This window comes from Curvibacter sp. GW821-FHT01G03, from assembly GCF_059422285.1.
In genome coordinates, this window is the sequence record NZ_JBWKWP010000014.1 from 157,220 (window position 1) to 174,043 (window position 16,824).

Genomic DNA, 16,824 nt, shown 5'->3' on the forward strand with positions numbered 1-16,824 from the left:
CACGATGGCAGCGTCTCACGGATTGCAGGTGGCCATGGAACAGGCGACGCGTTTGCGTGATGCCGCCGTCCAGCGCCTGGCCCAGGCTCGCCAGGCCCGACTGCGGGCACAGCAGCAAATGGACCAACTGACCGGCTACTCGGGTGAGACCGAGCAGCGGTGGTTGATCCGGGGCCAACTGGGCATCGCGCCGGAGGTGATGTTTCATCACCGGCAGTTCATGGCCCGGCTCGACCAGACCATTGAATTGCAGAAAAGCCAGATGGCGCGCCATGACCAGATGGTGCAGGACGCCGAGCGCGAGCTGACCCAGGCCGAATTGCGCCTCGTGAGCCTGCGCCAGGTGGTGCAGCGCCGTCAGCACGATGCGGCGCTGCTTTTGCAGCGCCGTGAACAGAAAGAGGTGGATGAGTTGGCTGCATCACGCCACCGCCTGAAGATTCAGCCCACAGCCTGACGAGGTAGACCATGAGCGTAGAACAAGTCAAATCCAGCAGCACGTCGGCCAATGCACCGGCTAACGCATCGGCCAGTGCCAGCCACGCCAGAGGGCATGGCAAGTTGGCAGCAGGCGCTGGTGCCGGATTCACCGGACTGCTCGATGATTTTTCGACGGCCTTGACCGATGGCACAGATGCGTCGGCGGCCTCGGGGATGGATGGGGCCGGTGATCTTGGGGCGCTGCTGGCGGGTGGGCCAGGCCAGGCCCGGCGCAAGCCCGGAGTGAAAGGGGTGGATGACGGCACCGACGCCTTGACCCCAACGGATGGGGCTTTGCCCACGGATCTGGTTTCTCAAATGGCTTTGTTGGCCGAATCTGCTCGCCAGGCTGCGACAGGCGCCACAGCGGATGCCAAGACCGTGGCGAACGGGACGGGTGCCGGCGCGGGGCTGCCTGGGGGCATGGCGGCTGGGGCCGATGTGACCAAGGCCACGACCGACCCGGCCGTGTTGGCGCAAATGGCTGCGGCGGCGCAAAAGGACGCTGGCGTGGCGGGGGCTTCCGCCACCGGAGGCAGTGCGGTGGGTGACGCGGGGCGGGTTTCGCTGGAGTCGGGTGCTCTGGCGCGCAAGGGGCATCGCGACATGCTGGCTCAATTGCAGGCGCAGGCCGGTGGCGGTACGGAGGTCGGCAAGGCTGCCTTGACCACGGATGCCGGCAGCGCTGGCAACCTGGTGCCCTTGGCCAAAGCCGATGTTGATTTCAAAGACATGGCCACCCGCCTGATGGACAACACCCCCTTGACGGCTGCCGCCGAGGAGGCTGGCAAACTGCTGGGCCGCCTGACCGGGGCGGATCAGAGTTCATCCAGCGAGCACAAATCGGTGCAGGCGCAGGATGACCGGCAAAGTGCCAGTCTGCAGCCTTTTTCTGATGGGCAGGACCGAAGCCAGAACCTGGGGGTGAGTGCTGCCACGGCCGGTGCGGCGGGGGGGGGCCTGAACGACTCCAATGCGCGCAGCTCGGAGGAGGTGGTTGCTGAGCAGGTCAGCTACTGGATCCACCAGAAGCGCCAGTCTGCCGAGTTGACCCTGGATGGTGGAAACGGACAGCCCGTGGCCGTGAGCATTTCCATGAATGGCAATGAGGCCAGCGTGGCCTTCCGTTCCGACCAGGCCGCCACGCGCGACATGCTCAATGGGGCCTTGCCAGAGCTGAAAACCCTGCTGCAGGGCGAGGGCCTGGTCTTGGCCGGCGCGTCCGTGGGCGCGGGCAGTGCCCAGTCGGACAGCTCTCCGTCGTCGCCCCGTCAAGACGGGAGCGCCACCTCGGGCATCCGTCGAGTGGGCGCGCGAGGCGCGGCCTCGCCGGCTGATGACGGCCCGGCCACCGTGGTGCGGCGATCCGTCAGTACCAACCGCACGCTCGATCTGTTTGTTTGAGTCTGGTGCCAGGTTTGGCCTGCCGCAGGTCGAATCAGGTGCCCTGACACCGTGGCTTGAACCTGTTTAACCCCATTTTTGGGCTTCTATTCTGGCTATTATTGGGCTCGATTGACCCAATAATCCCCAACATGCATCTACTGTGAGCCGTCCCGGCGTGCAGTGGGGTGATCGCCGGAAGGAAACAACGTGTCTGATGCTCCCGCAGCCGATGCCAAGGAAAAGCCCAAAAGCAAAAAGATGATCATCATCATCGCCGCGGCCGTGCTGTTGCTGGGCGGTGGTGGTGCCGGTTACTTTTTGCTCATGAAAAAGAACGTGGACGAGGACGGCGACGAAAAGCCAGCCGCGTCGGCTTCGCACGACTCCAAGAAGGTGGCGCCCACCTATCTGCCGCTCGAGAACATGGTGGTCAACCTGGCCGACCCGGGGGGCGACAGGTTTGCCCAGATCGGTGTCACTTTCGAGATCGAGGACGCTCACGCGGCTGATCAGGTCAAGGCCTATCTGCCCAAGATCCGCGACATGATTTTGCGCCAGACCTCCCAGCGCACGTCGGAAGAGTTGCTGACCACCGATGGCAAGGAAAAATTGGCCGGCGAAGTCCTCAAGGAGTCCTCGCGCATCCTGGGTTTCGAGCCTGAGGACGAAGAGGAGGAGTCTCCCAAGGCCAAGAAAAAGAAGAAGGCTAAACGACCTGAGAGCCCGCTCACAGCCGTGCTGTTTTCCAACTTCATCGTCCAGTAAGGAGCCTTCATGAGCGAATCCTTTCTCTCCCAGGAAGAAGTCGATGCGCTTCTGGAAGGTGTCACGGGCGAGAGCCAGAAGATTGTCGAGGACATCCCCGAAGCGGGGGCGGTTCGCAGCTACGACATCTCCAGCCAGGAGCGGATTGTTCGTGGGCGCATGCCGACGATGGAAATCGTCAACGAGCGCTTTGCCCGCAACTTCCGGATCGGCCTGTTCAACTTCATCCGCCGCAGCCCCGAGATTTCGGTGGGCACCGTGGCCGTGCAACGCTACAGCGCCTTCCTGCGCGAGCTGGCTGTGCCCACCAATTTCAACATTGTGGCCATCCGCCCCTTGCGTGGCAGCGGCTTGATCGTGTGCGAGCCGGCGTTGGTGTTTGGCATCATCGACACCCTGTATGGCGGGGTCGGCAAGTTCCAGACCCGCATCGAAGGGCGGGATTTCTCCCCGACCGAGCAGCGCGTGATCAATCGGCTGGTGGATGTGATCTGCACGGAATACAAGAAAGCCTGGCAGGGCATCTACCCGCTGGAGCTGGAGTATCAGCGTTCGGAAATGCAGCCCCAGTTTGCCAACATCGCCACGCCCAGTGAGATCGTGGTGTCCACCGCGTTCCAACTGGAAATCGGCGAGCTGTCGGGGGCCATCCACCTGTGCATGCCCTATGCGACCCTGGAGCCGATTCGTGACGTGCTGTATTCCTCGACCCAGGGCGACTCGATTGAAGTGGACCGCCGATGGGTGAAGGTGCTGACACGAGAAATCCAGGCGGCCGAAGTGACTCTGGTGGCCGAGCTGGCGCGGGCCGACGCTACCGTGGAACAATTGTTGGCCATGAAGCCGGGTGATTTCATCGAGCTGGACCGCCAGCCGCGCATCCGCGCCTCGATTGGCGGTGTGCCGATTTTCGAGTGTCAATACGGCACTCACAACTCAAAGTATGCGATCCGGATCGAGGAATGCCTGCGCAGCCACGATCTGAACTGGATTGGAGATAAGAATGTCGTCTGAAGAAAACCAGGATCCAGCCGACGATCCCATGGCCGGCTGGGCCGAGGCGCTGGAAGAGCAGAAGCGTGCCGATGACGGCCCGGTGCATGAGCCCGGCGGTCCCTTGTCGGGTGGCGAGCCCATGCGTTCGTCCTACGGCGGCTCGACAGGTGGCGATGGCTCGCTCAACGACATCAACATGGTGCTGGACATCCCTGTGCAGTTGTCGGTGGAGTTGGGCCGCACCAAGGTGCCCATCAAGTACATCCTGCAGTTGGCCCAGGGGTCGGTTGTTGAACTTGATGCTTTGGCGGGTGAGCCCATGGACGTGTTGGTGAACGGCTACCTGATTGCGCAGGGCGAGGTGGTGGTGGTGAACGACAAGTTCGGTATCCGCCTGACCGACGTGGTCACGCCGTCCGAGCGCCTGCGTCGCGTGAGCAAGGGATAGAGACATGTGGCAATCAATCGGGCCTTTGGCCTTGCTGGTGGGCTTGCTGGCTTTGCTCCCCTGGGGGCTGCGCTGGTTGCAGCGCCTGCAACGTGGCAAGGCTGGTGGGGCTTGGCTGTCCTCGGACCTGATCTCCAGCGTGGCCGTGGGGCCTCAGCAGCGGGTGGTGACGGTTGAGGTCGGTCCAAGCCACGCGCGGACCTGGCTTGTGCTGGGCGTGACCGCCCAGCAAGTCACCTGTCTGCAAAGCTTTCCGGTGCTTGCGTCAGGAACTGCATCCAATGCGGCTGCGCCTGCCAATTTTGCCGCGGCACTCGCCGCTTCACCTGCTGGATCGGCGAACGATGGGCATTGATTGGAAGGGCTTGATCCGCGCCCAGCGCCTGCGGGCTTCATGTCTGGGCCGGGTGGGGGTGTTGGCGAGCGTGGCGCTGGCGTTGATGGGTTTGTTGCCCTGGTGCGCGCAGGCGCAGCCCGCCGGGCAGTTACCGCTGTTGGTGGGGTCCGGCAGTGGCGGCACCAGTTTTTCGGTGCCCATCCAGACCTTGCTGTTTTTCACGGCGCTCTCGTTCCTGCCAGCCATTCTGCTGATGATGACGGGCTTCACGCGCATTGTGATTGTGCTGTCCTTGCTGCGGCAGGCGATGGGAACGCAATCCGCTCCACCGAACCAGGTGGTGGTGGGTTTGTCGCTGTTCCTGACCTTTTTTGTGATGGGGCCTACCTTCGATCGCATTTACGAAGAGGCCTACCAGCCCTACAGCACCAATGCCATCAGTTTTGAGCAAGCCATGGCCAAGGCTGACCCGCCCATCCGGCAGTTCATGTTGAAGCAGACTCGACAGTCTGATTTTGCGCTGTTCGCCCGTCTGGCCAAGCTGGACCCCAGCGTCACGGCCGAGACGGCGCCCTTGCGCATTCTGGTGCCCGCCTTTGCCACCAGTGAGCTCAAGACCGCGTTCCAGATCGGGTTCATGATCTTCATCCCCTTCCTGGTGATCGACATGGTGGTCTCCAGCATCCTGATGTCGCTGGGCATGATGATGCTGTCCCCCGTGCTGGTGGCCTTGCCGTTCAAACTGATGCTGTTCGTGTTGGCCGACGGCTGGAACCTCATGATTGGCTCGCTTGCGGCCAGTTTTGCGAACTGACGCGCCAACAGAGAGGGACGTTTGTGAATTCTCAAATGGTGCTGACCATCGGGCGCGAAGCGATGGAGTTGATGTTGCTGGTGTCGCTGCCTATCTTGTTGGTGGTGATGGTGGTGGGCCTGGTGGTGAGTGTGTTTCAGGCCATCACGCAAATCCATGAGACCACGCTCACCTTTGTCCCCAAGTTGTTGGCAGCGGTGGCGGTGTTTCTGGTGGGCGGGCCCTGGATGCTGACCACGCTGGTGGACTATCTGCGACGCATGATCGAGTCGATCCCGACCATGGCGGGCTAGGCGTGATCTCGTTTTCCGAGGCGCAGATCGTCGCCTGGATATCCCCGATCCTGTGGCCTTTTCTGCGCGTCCTGGCCATGTTCTCGGTGGCGCCGGTCTATTCGGTGCGCTCGATCCCCATGCGGGCCAAGATCGGGCTGGCTTTTTTGGTGGCTTTGTCAGCCCAGGCCGTGTTGGTGGATCAACCCATGATCTCGGTCAACAGCTCCCAGGCACTGGGCGCGGTGCTGCAGCAGGTGGGGGTGGGCCTGGCGATTGGTTTTGCGGCGCGCCTGGTGTTTGGCTGTGTCGAGTTGGCCGGTGAACTGATTGGCCTGCAGATGGGCCTGAGCTTCGCGTCTTTCTTTGACCCCATGACCAGTCGGCAATCCAGCGCGGTGTCGTCTTTCATGGGCAACATCGCCACTTTGCTGTTTGTGGTGATCAACGGGCACTTGATGCTGTTGATGGCGGTGATCAAAAGCTTTGAGGCGTTCCCGGCCGATGGCAACTTCCTGGAGGCCCTGGCGCAATTGAAGCTGTATCAACTCGGGGCGGATCTGTTTGCGAGCGCTCTGTGGATTGCCTTGCCGGTGATCGGGTTGCTGTTGTTCGTCAACCTGATGCTGGGGGTGATCTCGCGCGTGGCGCCCCAGATGAACATCTTCTCGGTGGGGTTTCCGGTCACGCTCAGCATCGGTTTGCTGGGCGTATCGCTGATCACCCCGATGCTGGATCAACCGGTGCTGGCCTTGCTGGAGCGCGTCATGGACCTGTTCGGGGTGCATTAGGGCGCTTGCGGATCCACCGCCGAGCCTGCGGGGTGGGTCAGACCAGGTTGTTGCGTATCGCGTAGACCGTCAGTTCCGCATTGTTGCTGAGGCTCAGCTTTTCCAGCACCCGGGTTCTGTACACGCTGACGGTCTTGGGGCTGAGCATCAGCTCTTCGGCAATGTCAGACAGGCGCTTGCCCGAGGCAATCTTCAACAGGGTTTGCAGCTCGCGCTCGGACAAGGTGGCGTGGGGCGCCTCATGGGCGGGGCGCGACAGGCTGTCGGCCAGCAACTGGGCCACTTCGGGCGTGAGGTGCTTGCGACCCTCCATCACGGTGCGCACCGCCTTGATCAGGTCTTCAGGGTCGCCCGCCTTGTTCAGGTAGCCCTGGGCCCCGGCCTTGAGGCATCGCAGCGCGTACTGATCCTCCGGGTACATCGAGACAATCAGCACCTTGATCTCAGGGTGGGTTTCCTTCAGGCTGGCGAGCACCTCCAGGCCCCCTCGGCCCGGCATGTTCAGGTCCAGCAGCAGCACGTCGCAAGGGGAGTTGCGCAGGGCTTCGCGCAATTCAGGGTAGCTTCCGGCCTCGGCCGTGACCTGGATGTCCACGGCCTCTGCCAGTGTGTCGCGGATGCCGCGGCGCAGCATGGCATGGTCGTCGCAAAGCATCACGCGGATCATGGGTTGTCCTCTTCGTTGGGGGGCTGGTCGGGCGCATCGTCCATGGGCACCGTGAGCGTGATCGCGGTGCCACGCCCGGGCTGGCTGCTGATGTCCAGCCAGCCACCGGCCATTCTGGCGCGCTCCTGCAAACCTTTGAGGCCGAACGACTTGGGCTTTTCGAGTTCGTCGCCCTGAATGCCCCGGCCATTGTCCGAGACTTCCAGGGTCAAGGCAGCCCGGTCTTCGGCAATATCGATGTCGACCCGGCTGCATTGAGCGTATTTCGTGATGTTGGTCAGGGATTCCTGGGCGGTTCGGTAGGCCACCAACTGGACGTCGCGCGATGCCCGGCTGCTGGTGCCTCCCTCAAGGCGTGCCTGCAGGCGTGCCGGAATGCCGGTGCGGCGGGAGAAACTGTCTGCCAGCCATTGCAGGGCAGGCACCAAACCTTGATCCAGGATGGGTGGGCGCAGGTTCAGCATGATGCGCTGGCTGGCGCCCAGGGCGTGCTGGAGCATGTCCGAGGCCGCTCGGATATGGGCGTCCATGGGTTCGCTGGTGCTGTGTCGGCTCAGCCAGGCCAAGTCGAACTTCACGGCGGTGAGGGCGCCGCCGATGTCGTCGTGGATCTCGCGCGCGATCGCGCTGCGCTCTTGTTCGATCGAGCTTTGCAAGTGTTCCGCCAACTCGGCCAGCCTTTGCTGCGAGGCCGCCAATTCGCGTGCCGCATGTTCTCGTTCGCGATGGGCCTGGTGGATTTCAAGTGCCCGGGTGATGGTGTGCGCCAGCTTGCCGATGCTGTCCTTGAGCAGGTAGTCGCTGATGCCTTGTTGAATGGCTTGCACGGCGGCTGTCTCACCGATGGCGCCTGAAAGCAGGATCACCGGCATCTGACTGGCCAGGCCTGCTTTTTGCACATGCTGCCAGGCATCCAGTGCGTTGAAGCCAGGCAATTGGTAGTCAGCCAGAACGATGTCGGGGCGGGAGGCCAGGGCCCGGTCAAAGTCTTCCAGGGTGTCGACGCGCTCAATGGAAAACTGCAGGCCGGCGCGCTGCAGGGCCAGTCGAGCCAGGTCATGGTCGACTGGGGAGTCTTCCAGATGAAGGATGCGCAGCGATGGGCCGGTCGATTCGTGAGGCATAGCTCAATATGATAGAGCACGCATGATCATCTTCATGGGTGTATGTCCGGGGTGCAGTTTGCGCAGCTTTTTCGCAAAATCAGGGCTGCCGCCTGGCTTTTTTGTGGTCTTGATCGGGCGCAGGTCATGCGCCTATTGCAAAATGCTTTGGCAGTAACGGTGAATTGCAAACGCTAGAAAGTGTGTCGTGGCGACGGAGAAAAAATGCAACCAGCGCTAGAAAATTCCAACGAACCGGCTGTTCACCTCCCCGTCATGGCGGTGGCCGAGATACAAGATTCATTGTTGGTGGTGATGCATGACCTACACCGCCTTGAAGGCTTGCTCAACCATGCGGCTGACAATCTGTTGGATCGCTTTGGTGTGGCCAATCAGAGTCTGTCCGAGTTGGATGTGGCGAGTTCGGAATCGATAGGTCGGGTGCGAGATGCACTGAAAAGTGCGGTCACGGAACTGCAGTTCCATGACATGGCGACCCAGTTGATCACGCACACCACCAAGATCCTGCAAGGATGCGCATTCCGACTGGCCTCCGAATCCATGGGCAATGACGAGGGCGAAGAAGCTGCGCCTTATGCCGATCAGATGCCGGAGCGGCCAAATCCCGTCACTCAGAGCGAAATGGACGCAGGGTCGATCGACCTTTTCTGACGCCCGCGCCTGTTCCCCCTAACCAAGCTGATAAATATAGTTGCTGGAGCCTTAAATGCAATCGATTCTCGCCGTTGATGACTCTCCGTCCATGCGCAAGATGGTGTCCTTCACCTTGACGGGTGCTGGGTACAACGTGGTGGAGGCCGTGGATGGTCAAGACGCTTTTGAAAAGGCTCAAACCCACCACATCGACCTGGTTCTGGCCGACCAGAACATGCCCCGGTTGGATGGCATCGGCCTGACGCGTAAGTTGCGTGAGCATCCCAAATTCAAGACCATTCCTATCTTGATTCTGACCACCGAGTCGAGTGACCAGATGAAACAGGCGGGGCGCAGTGCAGGCGCGACCGGCTGGTTGGTCAAACCATTTGACCCCAATCGCTTGATCGAAGTCATCCAGAAGGTCATTCGATGACCGGACACTTTCTTCAGTTGACGTTTTCAGGAGCAAGGCATGGCTGAAGTGCATGACGGTGGAAGTTCTGGTGCGGACTTTGATCTTAGTCAGTTTTATCAAATTTTCTTTGAGGAAGCTGGTGAGAATCTTGACTTGATGGAGCAGATGCTTCTGGAGTTGGATCTGGCCAGTGCCGATGACGAAGAGCTCAACGGCATCTTCCGTTGCGCCCATTCGATCAAGGGGGGGGCTGCGACGTTCGGTTTCTCCGATGTGGCCGAGTTGACCCATCACATGGAATCTCTGCTGGACAAGTTGCGCCGGCGTGAGTTGAAGCCGATTCCCCAGATGGTGGACGTTCTGCTGGAGTCGGCTGACGCCTCCCGCGGGCTGTTGGCAGTGCATCAGGCGGGTGGAGAAGGAACGCCTCCGTCCACCGAAGACTTGGTGCGGCGTATCAGTGAACTGGCCTCGGGTGGTGTACCTGCGGCACCCGCGCCCGCACCGGTGGCCGCAGCGGCGCCAGCACCCGTGGCGGCGCCGGCACCTGTTGCAGCCCCTGCGACCGCAGCAGCGGGTGGGATCCGTTCGCTTGAGATCGTGATCGGCCCCTTGGGTCGTCCGGAACAGGCCGACGCCATCCCGGAGTTGTTCCGCGATATCCCTGGTTTGGGCACCATCGAGGCACGCCCGAGCTCGCAGGCGGACCTGCGCGTTTTTGCCGTGGAAACAGCTTCATCGGATGACGAGTTGCTGGATTTGTTTGTCTTCCATGTGGCCAAGGATCAGGTCAAGATCCGTGACTTGGCCGCAGCACCTGCGGCGGCACCTGCGCCGGAAATCCCTGGCTTTGGATTGTTCGATCCGGTAGAACCCCCGGCCGTGGTGCCGTCCGCATCGGCTTCGCCGGCACCCGCTTCGGGCTTCGGTTTCTTTGCCGGCGCGCCCGGTGTTCCGGAAGCGGCTGCAGCACCGGTGGCGAAGGTGGTCGAGACCGAGGTGGTCAAGTCATCTGTGCCTGCCAAGGCTGCCGAGCCCAAAGCCCATACGCAGGCTCAATTGGAGGCCGCGACGATCCGTGTGGCGGTGAACAAGGTGGATCAACTGATCAACCTGGTGGGCGAACTGGTGATCACTCAGGCGATGTTGGCGCAAAACAGCCGCAGCCTGGACCCGGCTCTCAACCAGCAGTTGCTGGCCGGCTTGGCCGATCTTGACCGAAACACCCGCGACCTGCAGGAATCGGTCATGTCGATCCGCATGATCCCCATGTCCATCGTGTTCAGCCGCTTCCCGCGGATGTTGCGTGACCTGGCCAACAAACTGGGCAAGAAGGTGGACCTGATCACCCAGGGCGAGGCCACTGAGCTGGACAAGGGACTGGTGGAAAAGATCACTGATCCGCTGACCCACCTGGTTCGCAACAGTTGCGACCATGGCATCGAGTTGCCCGAGGAGCGTCTGGCCAAAGGCAAGTCGGCTCAGGGCACCATCACATTGTCTGCGGCACACCAGGGTGGCTCGATCGTGATCGAGGTGCGCGATGACGGACGAGGCCTGTCGCGCGAGAAAATTTTGGGCAAGGCGCGTGAGCGTGGCCTGGATGTTTCCGACCAGATGAGTGATGCCGATGTTTGGCAGCTGATTTTTGCCCCGGGCTTCTCGACCGCTGAGGTGGTGACCGATGTGTCTGGCCGCGGCGTCGGCATGGATGTGGTGAAGAAGAACATCCTGGCCCTGAATGGCACGGTGGAGATCGATTCGGCCGAAGGCTACGGCATGAAGGTGTCGGTGCGTCTGCCGCTGACGCTGGCCATCATGGATGGCATGTCGGTGGGGGTCGGCGACGAGGTCTACATCCTGCCCTTGTCGTCGGTGGTGGAGTCCTTCCAGGTGAATGACGACTCTGTCAGCACCGTTGCGCAGGGCTCGCAGCTGGTCAAGGTGCGTGAAGAGTACATGCCGGTGATCGAGTTGGAGAAGGTTTTCCAGGTGCCGCGCTTCGATTTCGAGAAGAGCAGCAGCATCATGGTGGTGGTCGAGGCCGAGGGCAGCCGTGTGGCGCTGTTGGTGGATGAACTGCTGGGCCAGCATCAGGTGGTGGTGAAGAACCTGGAAACCAATTACCGCAAGGTTCCAAACGTGTCGGGTGCCACCATCCTGGGCGACGGCAAGGTGGCCTTGATCCTGGATACGGCGGGCCTGGTGCGGCGCGCTCGTCATTGAGTCTGTGAGTCTTTGAAGGAGAACATCATGAGTGTGATCGGTAAAACTTCTGAAGGTGCCCCGGCCGGTGCTCGTGAGTACCTGACCTTTCGCCTGGATCAGGAGGAGTACGGGATCGACATCCTGAAGGTGCAGGAAATCCGGGGCTATGAGCCCCCGACACGCATTGCCAATGCCCCTGAATTCATCAAGGGTGTTGTGAACCTCCGCGGCACGATCGTGCCCATTGTGGACATGCGTCTGAAGTTCAACTGTGCCAACGCTGAGTACAACAACTTCACGGTGGTGATCATCCTGAACCTGCGCACCCGTGTGGTGGGTATCGTGGTGGATTCGGTGAGCGATGTGATGGAGTTGTCGCCCGACAACATCAAGGCTGCACCAGACATTGAGAGCGTGATCGACAACGGTTGCATTCTGGGTCTGGGTTCGGTGGGTGAGCGGATGCTGATCCTGCTGGACATCGAGAAGCTGATGTCGGGTGTGGACATGGGTTTGGTGGCGGCCATTTGAGCCTTTCTTTGTTCCCGTTTGAGACTGCCTCGGCGAGTCATCTTCCCGCTTGGGGTGTGCTCGCAGATAAGGATGCCCAATGATGTCCAGCATGCACCGAGTTGATGCCGGAAGTTCCTCTGTCAAAGACAAGGCGCCGGCCATGCCCGCCACCAATGGCCCGGTCATGCAAGGACGAGAGTTCGTCTGGACCGATGCGGACTTCTCGCGGGTGCAGTCGCTGATCTACCAGCGCGCTGGCATCAACCTTCACGATGGCAAGCATGCGATGGTCTATAGCCGTCTCTCGCGGCGCCTGCGCGAAACCGGGCACACTAGTTTTCGTGACTACCTGAGTTGGTTGGAAACGCATGATGGTCCCGAATGGCAGGAGTTCGTCAATGCCTTGACGACCAATCTGACGGCGTTCTTCCGTGAACAACACCATTTCGAGATTTTTGCAGCCCACCTTAAATCACGGCCTACTGGTTCGCCTTGGAAGGTTTGGTGCAACGCGGCGTCGACGGGGGAAGAACCTTACTCGATTGTGATGACGGCCTTTGAGACGCTGGGCAACAACGCTCAGTTCAAGCTGACCGCCAGTGACATCGACTCCAAGGTGCTGGCGTCGGCAGCCCAGGGTGTTTATCGGCTCGACAACCTCAAGGGCCTGACACAGGAGCGATTGCAGCGCTTTTTCATGCGCGGCAAGGATTCCAACGCGGGCCTGATTCGGGTGAAGCCTGAACTGCGAAAAGCCATCGAGTTTCTGAGCGTCAATCTGATCCGCGATGACTGGCCGTTCAAGGAACCTTTTGATGTGGTTTTTTGCCGCAACGTGATGATCTACTTTGATGCACCGACCCAACGTAAGGTGTTGGAGCGAATTCATCGCGTGCTCAAACCCGGTGGAATGTTGTTTGTCGGGCATGCCGAGAACTTCAGTGAGTCGCGTGACCTGTTCACCTTGCGTGGCAAGACGGTCTATGAGCGTCGGTGACGCCAACCCATTCATGATTTGTCGACCATGACACTTACGCCAAACAACCCGTTCCCATCGCCTCGCGGCATGCCCTTGCCGGCCGGCGTTGATCGGCGACAGGCGCCACGCATTCAACCTGTGTCGCCCAACGCCTACAACACGGCGGGGGCCAATGGGGCGCGGACCTCGACATTGGAGGAGCTCAAGCTGAAATCCCGCAAAGCAGGGGAGGCCAGTTTCTTCTACTTCGATCACCATTTCCAGTACAACGCCGTCAAGGTGTTGCCCGGTGAGTACTTCGTGGCCGATGAAAACCTGGTGATTATGACGGTGCTGGGGTCGTGCATTGCCGCCTGCATCTGGGACAGTCGCTCTCTGGTCGGGGGGATGAACCACTTCATGCTGCCAGAAGGCGAAGGCGGGGATTCATCGGGTCGCTATGGTTCGTACGCGATGGAATTGCTGATCAACGAATTGATGAAGCAAGGTGCCCGACGGGAGACCATGCAGGCGAAGATCTTTGGTGGTGGTGCTGTGATGGCCAATTTCACAACCATGAATGTGGGGGAGCGCAACACCAAGTTCGTGCGTGACTACTTGCAGACTGAGCGCATCCCGGTGGTTTCCGAGGACGTGTTGGATATCTACCCACGCAAGGTCTGTTTCTTCCCGGTCACGGGCAAAGCCATGGTCAAGAGGCTGGCCCACGCCCATCCCGAAACCATGGCGCAGGAAAAGCGCGGCAACGTGGCGACGGTGGTGCAAACCACGGCCGGTGGTTCTGTGGATCTGTTCTGATTTCGATGGGATAGAAGAGAAAAATGGGGATGTCAAAAAAAATCCGAGTGGTGGTGGTGGATGATTCGGCGCTGGTTCGCAGCTTGTTGTCCGAGATCATCAACCGGCAGCGCGACATGGAATGTGTGGGGACGGCCAACGATCCGCTGATCGCTCGGGAGATGATCCGGGAGTTGAATCCGGACGTGATCACCCTGGATGTTGAAATGCCTCGAATGGATGGGATCGACTTCCTGGGGCGCCTGATGCGCTTGCGACCCATGCCGGTCGTGATGATTTCGACGCTGACTGAAAAAGGCGCTGAGGTGACCTTGAGGGCACTGGAGTTGGGCGCCGTGGATTTCGTGGCCAAGCCCCGTGTCGGGCTGGCCAACGGCATCAATGAATTGGCCAATCAGATCGTTGACAAAATCCGTGTGGCGTCGGTGGCGCATGTTCATCGGGGGCATCAGGACCTGCATGTGGCTGGTGCCGTGCAGGCGCCGTCTGGCGGCGCAGCAAGTGCCACACCAGCCCGTCCCGCCCCGACTTTGCTCGGGCGCTTGTCTACTGAAAAGATCATTTTCATTGGGGCCTCCACAGGGGGAACCGAGGCCATCAAGGAGATCCTGGTGCGCATGCCCGCGGACTCTCCTGCGATCGTGATCACCCAGCACATGCCGCCAGGCTTCACCACCAGTTTTGCAGCACGGCTCAACGGCCTTTGCCAGATCACCGTCAAGGAGGCTTCGAACGGTGAACGAATTCTGCCCGGTCACGCCTACATCGCCCCGGGCGGACGCCAGTTCCGCATTGATCGCAGCGGTGCCAACTACGTCGCCGTGGTTGAAGACACGGAGCCGGTGAACCGGCACAAGCCCTCGGTTGAAGTCTTGTTCAAATCGGCTGCGTCAGTGGTGGGGCGCAATGCCTTTGGCATCATGTTGACCGGAATGGGCAACGACGGTGCCAAGGCCATGCGCGAAATGAAGGATGCCGGTAGCTACAACTATGTGCAGGACGAAGCCAGCTGCATCGTGTTCGGCATGCCTCGTGAGGCCATTGCACACGGCGCTGCAGATGAGGTCTTGTCACTCGACAAGATCGCTGGGGCATTGCTGGCCCGATTGGGTGGTACCACCGATCGGCTGCATCACCGCATTTGAGTTGGGTTAGGCGATGACGACGGCGTGAACTGTTGGTCAGTCACGCCGAAGGGCGTGGTCGGTGTTTCAGTTCGACAATGTCTCCCAGCGTTCCAAGGCATTCATCAGGGCTTCTTCGATTTCCGCATTGCGCTGGGTGAGTTGCGTGGCCTTGGCTGGATCGTTGGCATAAAGTTGCCCGTCGGCCAATGCAGCGAGCAAGGCTGATTGTTCTGTTTCCAACTGCTCGATCAATGCAGGCAGGGCATCCAACTCCCTTTGTTCTTTGTAGCTGAGTTTGCGCCGAGCGGCCACCTGCTGAACCGGAGCGCTGCTCACCGAGGCTTCGGCGGCGGCAGGTTCATTCTTCACGGGGGCTGTTTTGCCAGCCTCCTTGGCCGCACTGGCCAAGATCTGCCGCGATCGTTGGGACTGGATCAGCCAGTCTTGCACACTGCCTTCGTATTCTCGCCATTGGCCTTCACCTTCCCAGGCGATGGTGCTGGTGACCACGTTGTCCAGAAAAGTCCGGTCGTGGCTGACCAGGAAGACGGTGCCATCAAAGTTCTGGAGCAGGTCCTCCAGCAATTCCAGGGTATCAATGTCCAGGTCGTTGGTCGGCTCGTCCAGAACCAACACATTGGTGGGGCGGGCGAACAGTCGGGCCAGCAACAAGCGGTTGCGCTCGCCGCCAGACAGCGTGCGGACCGGAGAGTTGGCTCGGGCTGGAGAGAACAGAAAATCGCCCAGGTAGCTCTTGACATGCTTGCGCTGCTGACCGATTTCGATCCACTCGCTGCCTGGGCTGATGAAGTCGGCCAAGGTCGCGTCCAAGTCAATCGCTTGTCTCATTTGATCGTAGTAGGCCACCTGAAGATTGGCACCCTGCCGAACTGTTCCTGTATCGGGCTGTAGCTCGCCCAGAATCATTTTCAACAAGGTCGATTTGCCAGCACCATTGGGCCCAATCAGCCCCACTTTATCGCCACGCAAAATCGTCCCCGTGAAATCACGCACGACCGTTCGCTCTCCGAAGGATTTGGTGACATGAGCCAGTTCGGCAACGAGCTTGCCAGACGGCAGCCCAGAAGCCACATCCATTCGCACACTCCCCAGGGCTTCGCGACGCGCACTTCGCTGGGCCCGCAGCTTTTCAAGGCGTCCGATGCGGCTTTGGCTGCGAGTCCGGCGGGCCTCAACGCCTTTGCGAATCCAGACCTCCTCTTGAGCCAGGAGCTTGTCTGCCTTGGCCGCAATGACAGCCTCCTGGGCCAGTTGTTCTTCCTTCTGGATGAGATACTGAGCAAAGTTGCCTGGATAGGAGCGCAGGTGGCCTCGATCCAGCTCAACGATGCGGGTGGCGACCTGGTCGAGGAACGTCCGGTCGTGTGTGATCGTGACGACGCTTCCTTTGAACTCTTTCAGCAGCCCTTCCAGCCACTCGATCGAATCCAGATCCAAGTGGTTGGTGGGCTCATCCAGCAGAAGTACGTCAGGTTTGGCGACGAGCGCCTGTGCCAAGGCAACCCGCTTCTTTGTCCCCCCAGAAAGAGTGCCAACTTTCGCATCAGGGGCAAGATGCAAGCGATCTAAAGTTTCCTCGACGCGCTGTTCCCAATTCCATGCGTCATAGGCCTCGATCTGGGATTGCAGTGCGTCGAGATCAACGCCCTCGGCGCCAGACAAATACTGGTCTCTTAGTGCGATGACCGTAGACAGTCCAACGCTCGCAGCCTCGAATACGGAGTGATCGGGTTCAAGAAGGGGTTCTTGGGCCACGTAGGCGATTCGGAGCCCTTGCTGCACTTGGAGTAAGCCGTCGTCGGGTTTTTCAAGCCCGCCAAGGATCTTCAGCAGTGAAGATTTGCCAGCTCCGTTGCGACCGATCAAGCCAACGCGCTCGGTCGATTCAAGAGAAAAGGTGGCGCCATCGAGCAAAGCGACGTGCCCAAACGCCAAGTGGGCGTCAAGTAAGGTTAGGAGTGCCATTGGGCACAGATTATCGGCGCCCTTGCTGTTGCGTGCCCTTCCCCGGCGGGCTAGTTCGGCCGAAGATCGCAGCAGAAGCTTC

19 protein-coding genes are annotated in these 16,824 nt (G+C 60.4%); 16 read left to right on the forward strand and 3 right to left on the reverse strand.

Annotation, left to right across the window (positions count from 1 at the left end; all coding sequences use genetic code 11):
- Positions 1–4 precede the first annotated feature (4 nt).
- From fliJ to fliR, 9 genes are all read left to right on the forward strand, one after another.
- Positions 5–457 carry a flagellar export protein FliJ gene (gene fliJ / locus AC07VS_RS20540; RefSeq protein WP_492349178.1) on the forward strand — a complete coding sequence of 151 codons (453 nt, stop codon included), beginning with the start codon at positions 5–7 and terminating at the stop codon, positions 455–457.
- An 11-nt stretch (positions 458–468) separates the two neighbouring features.
- On the forward strand, positions 469–1,884 hold the full coding sequence (locus tag AC07VS_RS20545) for a flagellar hook-length control protein FliK (protein WP_494657789.1): 1,416 nt from the start codon (positions 469–471) through the stop codon (positions 1,882–1,884).
- Between the two features lie 189 nt (positions 1,885–2,073).
- On the forward strand, positions 2,074–2,631 hold the full coding sequence (locus AC07VS_RS20550; protein WP_494657790.1) for a flagellar basal body-associated FliL family protein: 558 nt from the start codon (positions 2,074–2,076) through the stop codon (positions 2,629–2,631).
- Positions 2,632–2,640: 9 nt separating this feature from the next.
- Positions 2,641–3,645, forward strand: a complete 1,005-nt coding sequence (fliM, locus tag AC07VS_RS20555) for a flagellar motor switch protein FliM (RefSeq protein WP_027476357.1) — start codon at positions 2,641–2,643, stop codon at positions 3,643–3,645.
- On the forward strand, positions 3,635–4,075 hold the full coding sequence (fliN, locus tag AC07VS_RS20560; RefSeq protein WP_492349175.1) for a flagellar motor switch protein FliN: 441 nt from the start codon (positions 3,635–3,637) through the stop codon (positions 4,073–4,075). The genes fliM and fliN overlap by 11 nt, the downstream gene beginning before the upstream one ends.
- 4 nt (positions 4,076–4,079) lie before the next feature.
- On the forward strand, positions 4,080–4,430 hold the full coding sequence (locus AC07VS_RS20565) for a FliO/MopB family protein (protein ID WP_494657791.1): 351 nt from the start codon (positions 4,080–4,082) through the stop codon (positions 4,428–4,430).
- An 85-nt stretch (positions 4,431–4,515) separates the two neighbouring features.
- Positions 4,516–5,226, forward strand: coding sequence for a flagellar type III secretion system pore protein FliP (fliP, locus tag AC07VS_RS20570; protein WP_492349319.1), 711 nt, complete (start codon positions 4,516–4,518; stop codon positions 5,224–5,226).
- A 23-nt stretch (positions 5,227–5,249) separates the two neighbouring features.
- On the forward strand, positions 5,250–5,519 hold the full coding sequence (gene fliQ / locus AC07VS_RS20575) for a flagellar biosynthesis protein FliQ (RefSeq protein WP_492349173.1): 270 nt from the start codon (positions 5,250–5,252) through the stop codon (positions 5,517–5,519).
- A gap of 2 nt (positions 5,520–5,521) precedes the next feature.
- A complete protein-coding gene (gene fliR, locus AC07VS_RS20580) occupies positions 5,522–6,289 on the forward strand; it encodes a flagellar biosynthetic protein FliR (RefSeq protein ID WP_492349172.1) in 768 nt (255 codons plus the stop codon).
- Positions 6,290–6,326: 37 nt separating this feature from the next.
- On the opposite strand, the gene AC07VS_RS20585 is transcribed toward fliR, so the two are convergent.
- Together AC07VS_RS20585 and AC07VS_RS20590 are read right to left on the reverse strand one after the other, a co-directional pair.
- Positions 6,327–6,956, reverse strand: coding sequence for a response regulator (locus AC07VS_RS20585; protein ID WP_492349171.1), 630 nt, complete (start codon positions 6,954–6,956; stop codon positions 6,327–6,329).
- Positions 6,953–8,080, reverse strand: coding sequence for a hybrid sensor histidine kinase/response regulator (locus AC07VS_RS20590; RefSeq protein ID WP_492349170.1), 1,128 nt, complete (start codon positions 8,078–8,080; stop codon positions 6,953–6,955). Before AC07VS_RS20590 ends, AC07VS_RS20585 begins: the two co-directional genes overlap by 4 nt.
- Before the next feature lie 204 nt (positions 8,081–8,284).
- On the opposite strand from AC07VS_RS20590, the gene AC07VS_RS20595 reads away from it, so the two are divergent.
- The 7 genes from AC07VS_RS20595 to AC07VS_RS20625 all read left to right on the forward strand — a co-directional run bounded on the left by AC07VS_RS20595 (position 8,285) and on the right by AC07VS_RS20625 (position 14,774).
- Positions 8,285–8,731 (forward strand): hypothetical protein, encoded by a 447-nt coding sequence (locus AC07VS_RS20595; RefSeq protein ID WP_492349169.1) that lies wholly within the window; start codon positions 8,285–8,287, stop codon positions 8,729–8,731.
- A gap of 55 nt (positions 8,732–8,786) precedes the next feature.
- A complete protein-coding gene (locus tag AC07VS_RS20600; protein ID WP_027476349.1) occupies positions 8,787–9,149 on the forward strand; it encodes a response regulator in 363 nt (120 codons plus the stop codon).
- Between the two features lie 39 nt (positions 9,150–9,188).
- Complete coding sequence (locus AC07VS_RS20605) at positions 9,189–11,357, forward strand: chemotaxis protein CheW (protein ID WP_494657792.1); 2,169 nt, start codon at positions 9,189–9,191, stop codon at positions 11,355–11,357.
- Positions 11,358–11,384: 27 nt separating this feature from the next.
- On the forward strand, positions 11,385–11,870 hold the full coding sequence (locus tag AC07VS_RS20610) for a chemotaxis protein CheW (RefSeq protein ID WP_027476347.1): 486 nt from the start codon (positions 11,385–11,387) through the stop codon (positions 11,868–11,870).
- A gap of 142 nt (positions 11,871–12,012) precedes the next feature.
- Complete coding sequence (locus AC07VS_RS20615; protein ID WP_492349318.1) at positions 12,013–12,849, forward strand: CheR family methyltransferase; 837 nt, start codon at positions 12,013–12,015, stop codon at positions 12,847–12,849.
- 27 nt (positions 12,850–12,876) lie between these two features.
- Positions 12,877–13,629, forward strand: a complete 753-nt coding sequence (gene cheD / locus AC07VS_RS20620) for a chemoreceptor glutamine deamidase CheD (protein WP_494751829.1) — start codon at positions 12,877–12,879, stop codon at positions 13,627–13,629.
- A 29-nt stretch (positions 13,630–13,658) separates the two neighbouring features.
- A complete protein-coding gene (locus AC07VS_RS20625; RefSeq protein ID WP_494657793.1) occupies positions 13,659–14,774 on the forward strand; it encodes a protein-glutamate methylesterase/protein-glutamine glutaminase in 1,116 nt (371 codons plus the stop codon).
- Positions 14,775–14,840: 66 nt separating this feature from the next.
- On the opposite strand, the gene AC07VS_RS20630 is transcribed toward AC07VS_RS20625, so the two are convergent.
- Positions 14,841–16,742, reverse strand: a complete 1,902-nt coding sequence (locus AC07VS_RS20630; RefSeq protein ID WP_494751831.1) for an ABC-F family ATP-binding cassette domain-containing protein — start codon at positions 16,740–16,742, stop codon at positions 14,841–14,843.
- Positions 16,743–16,824 lie beyond the last annotated feature (82 nt).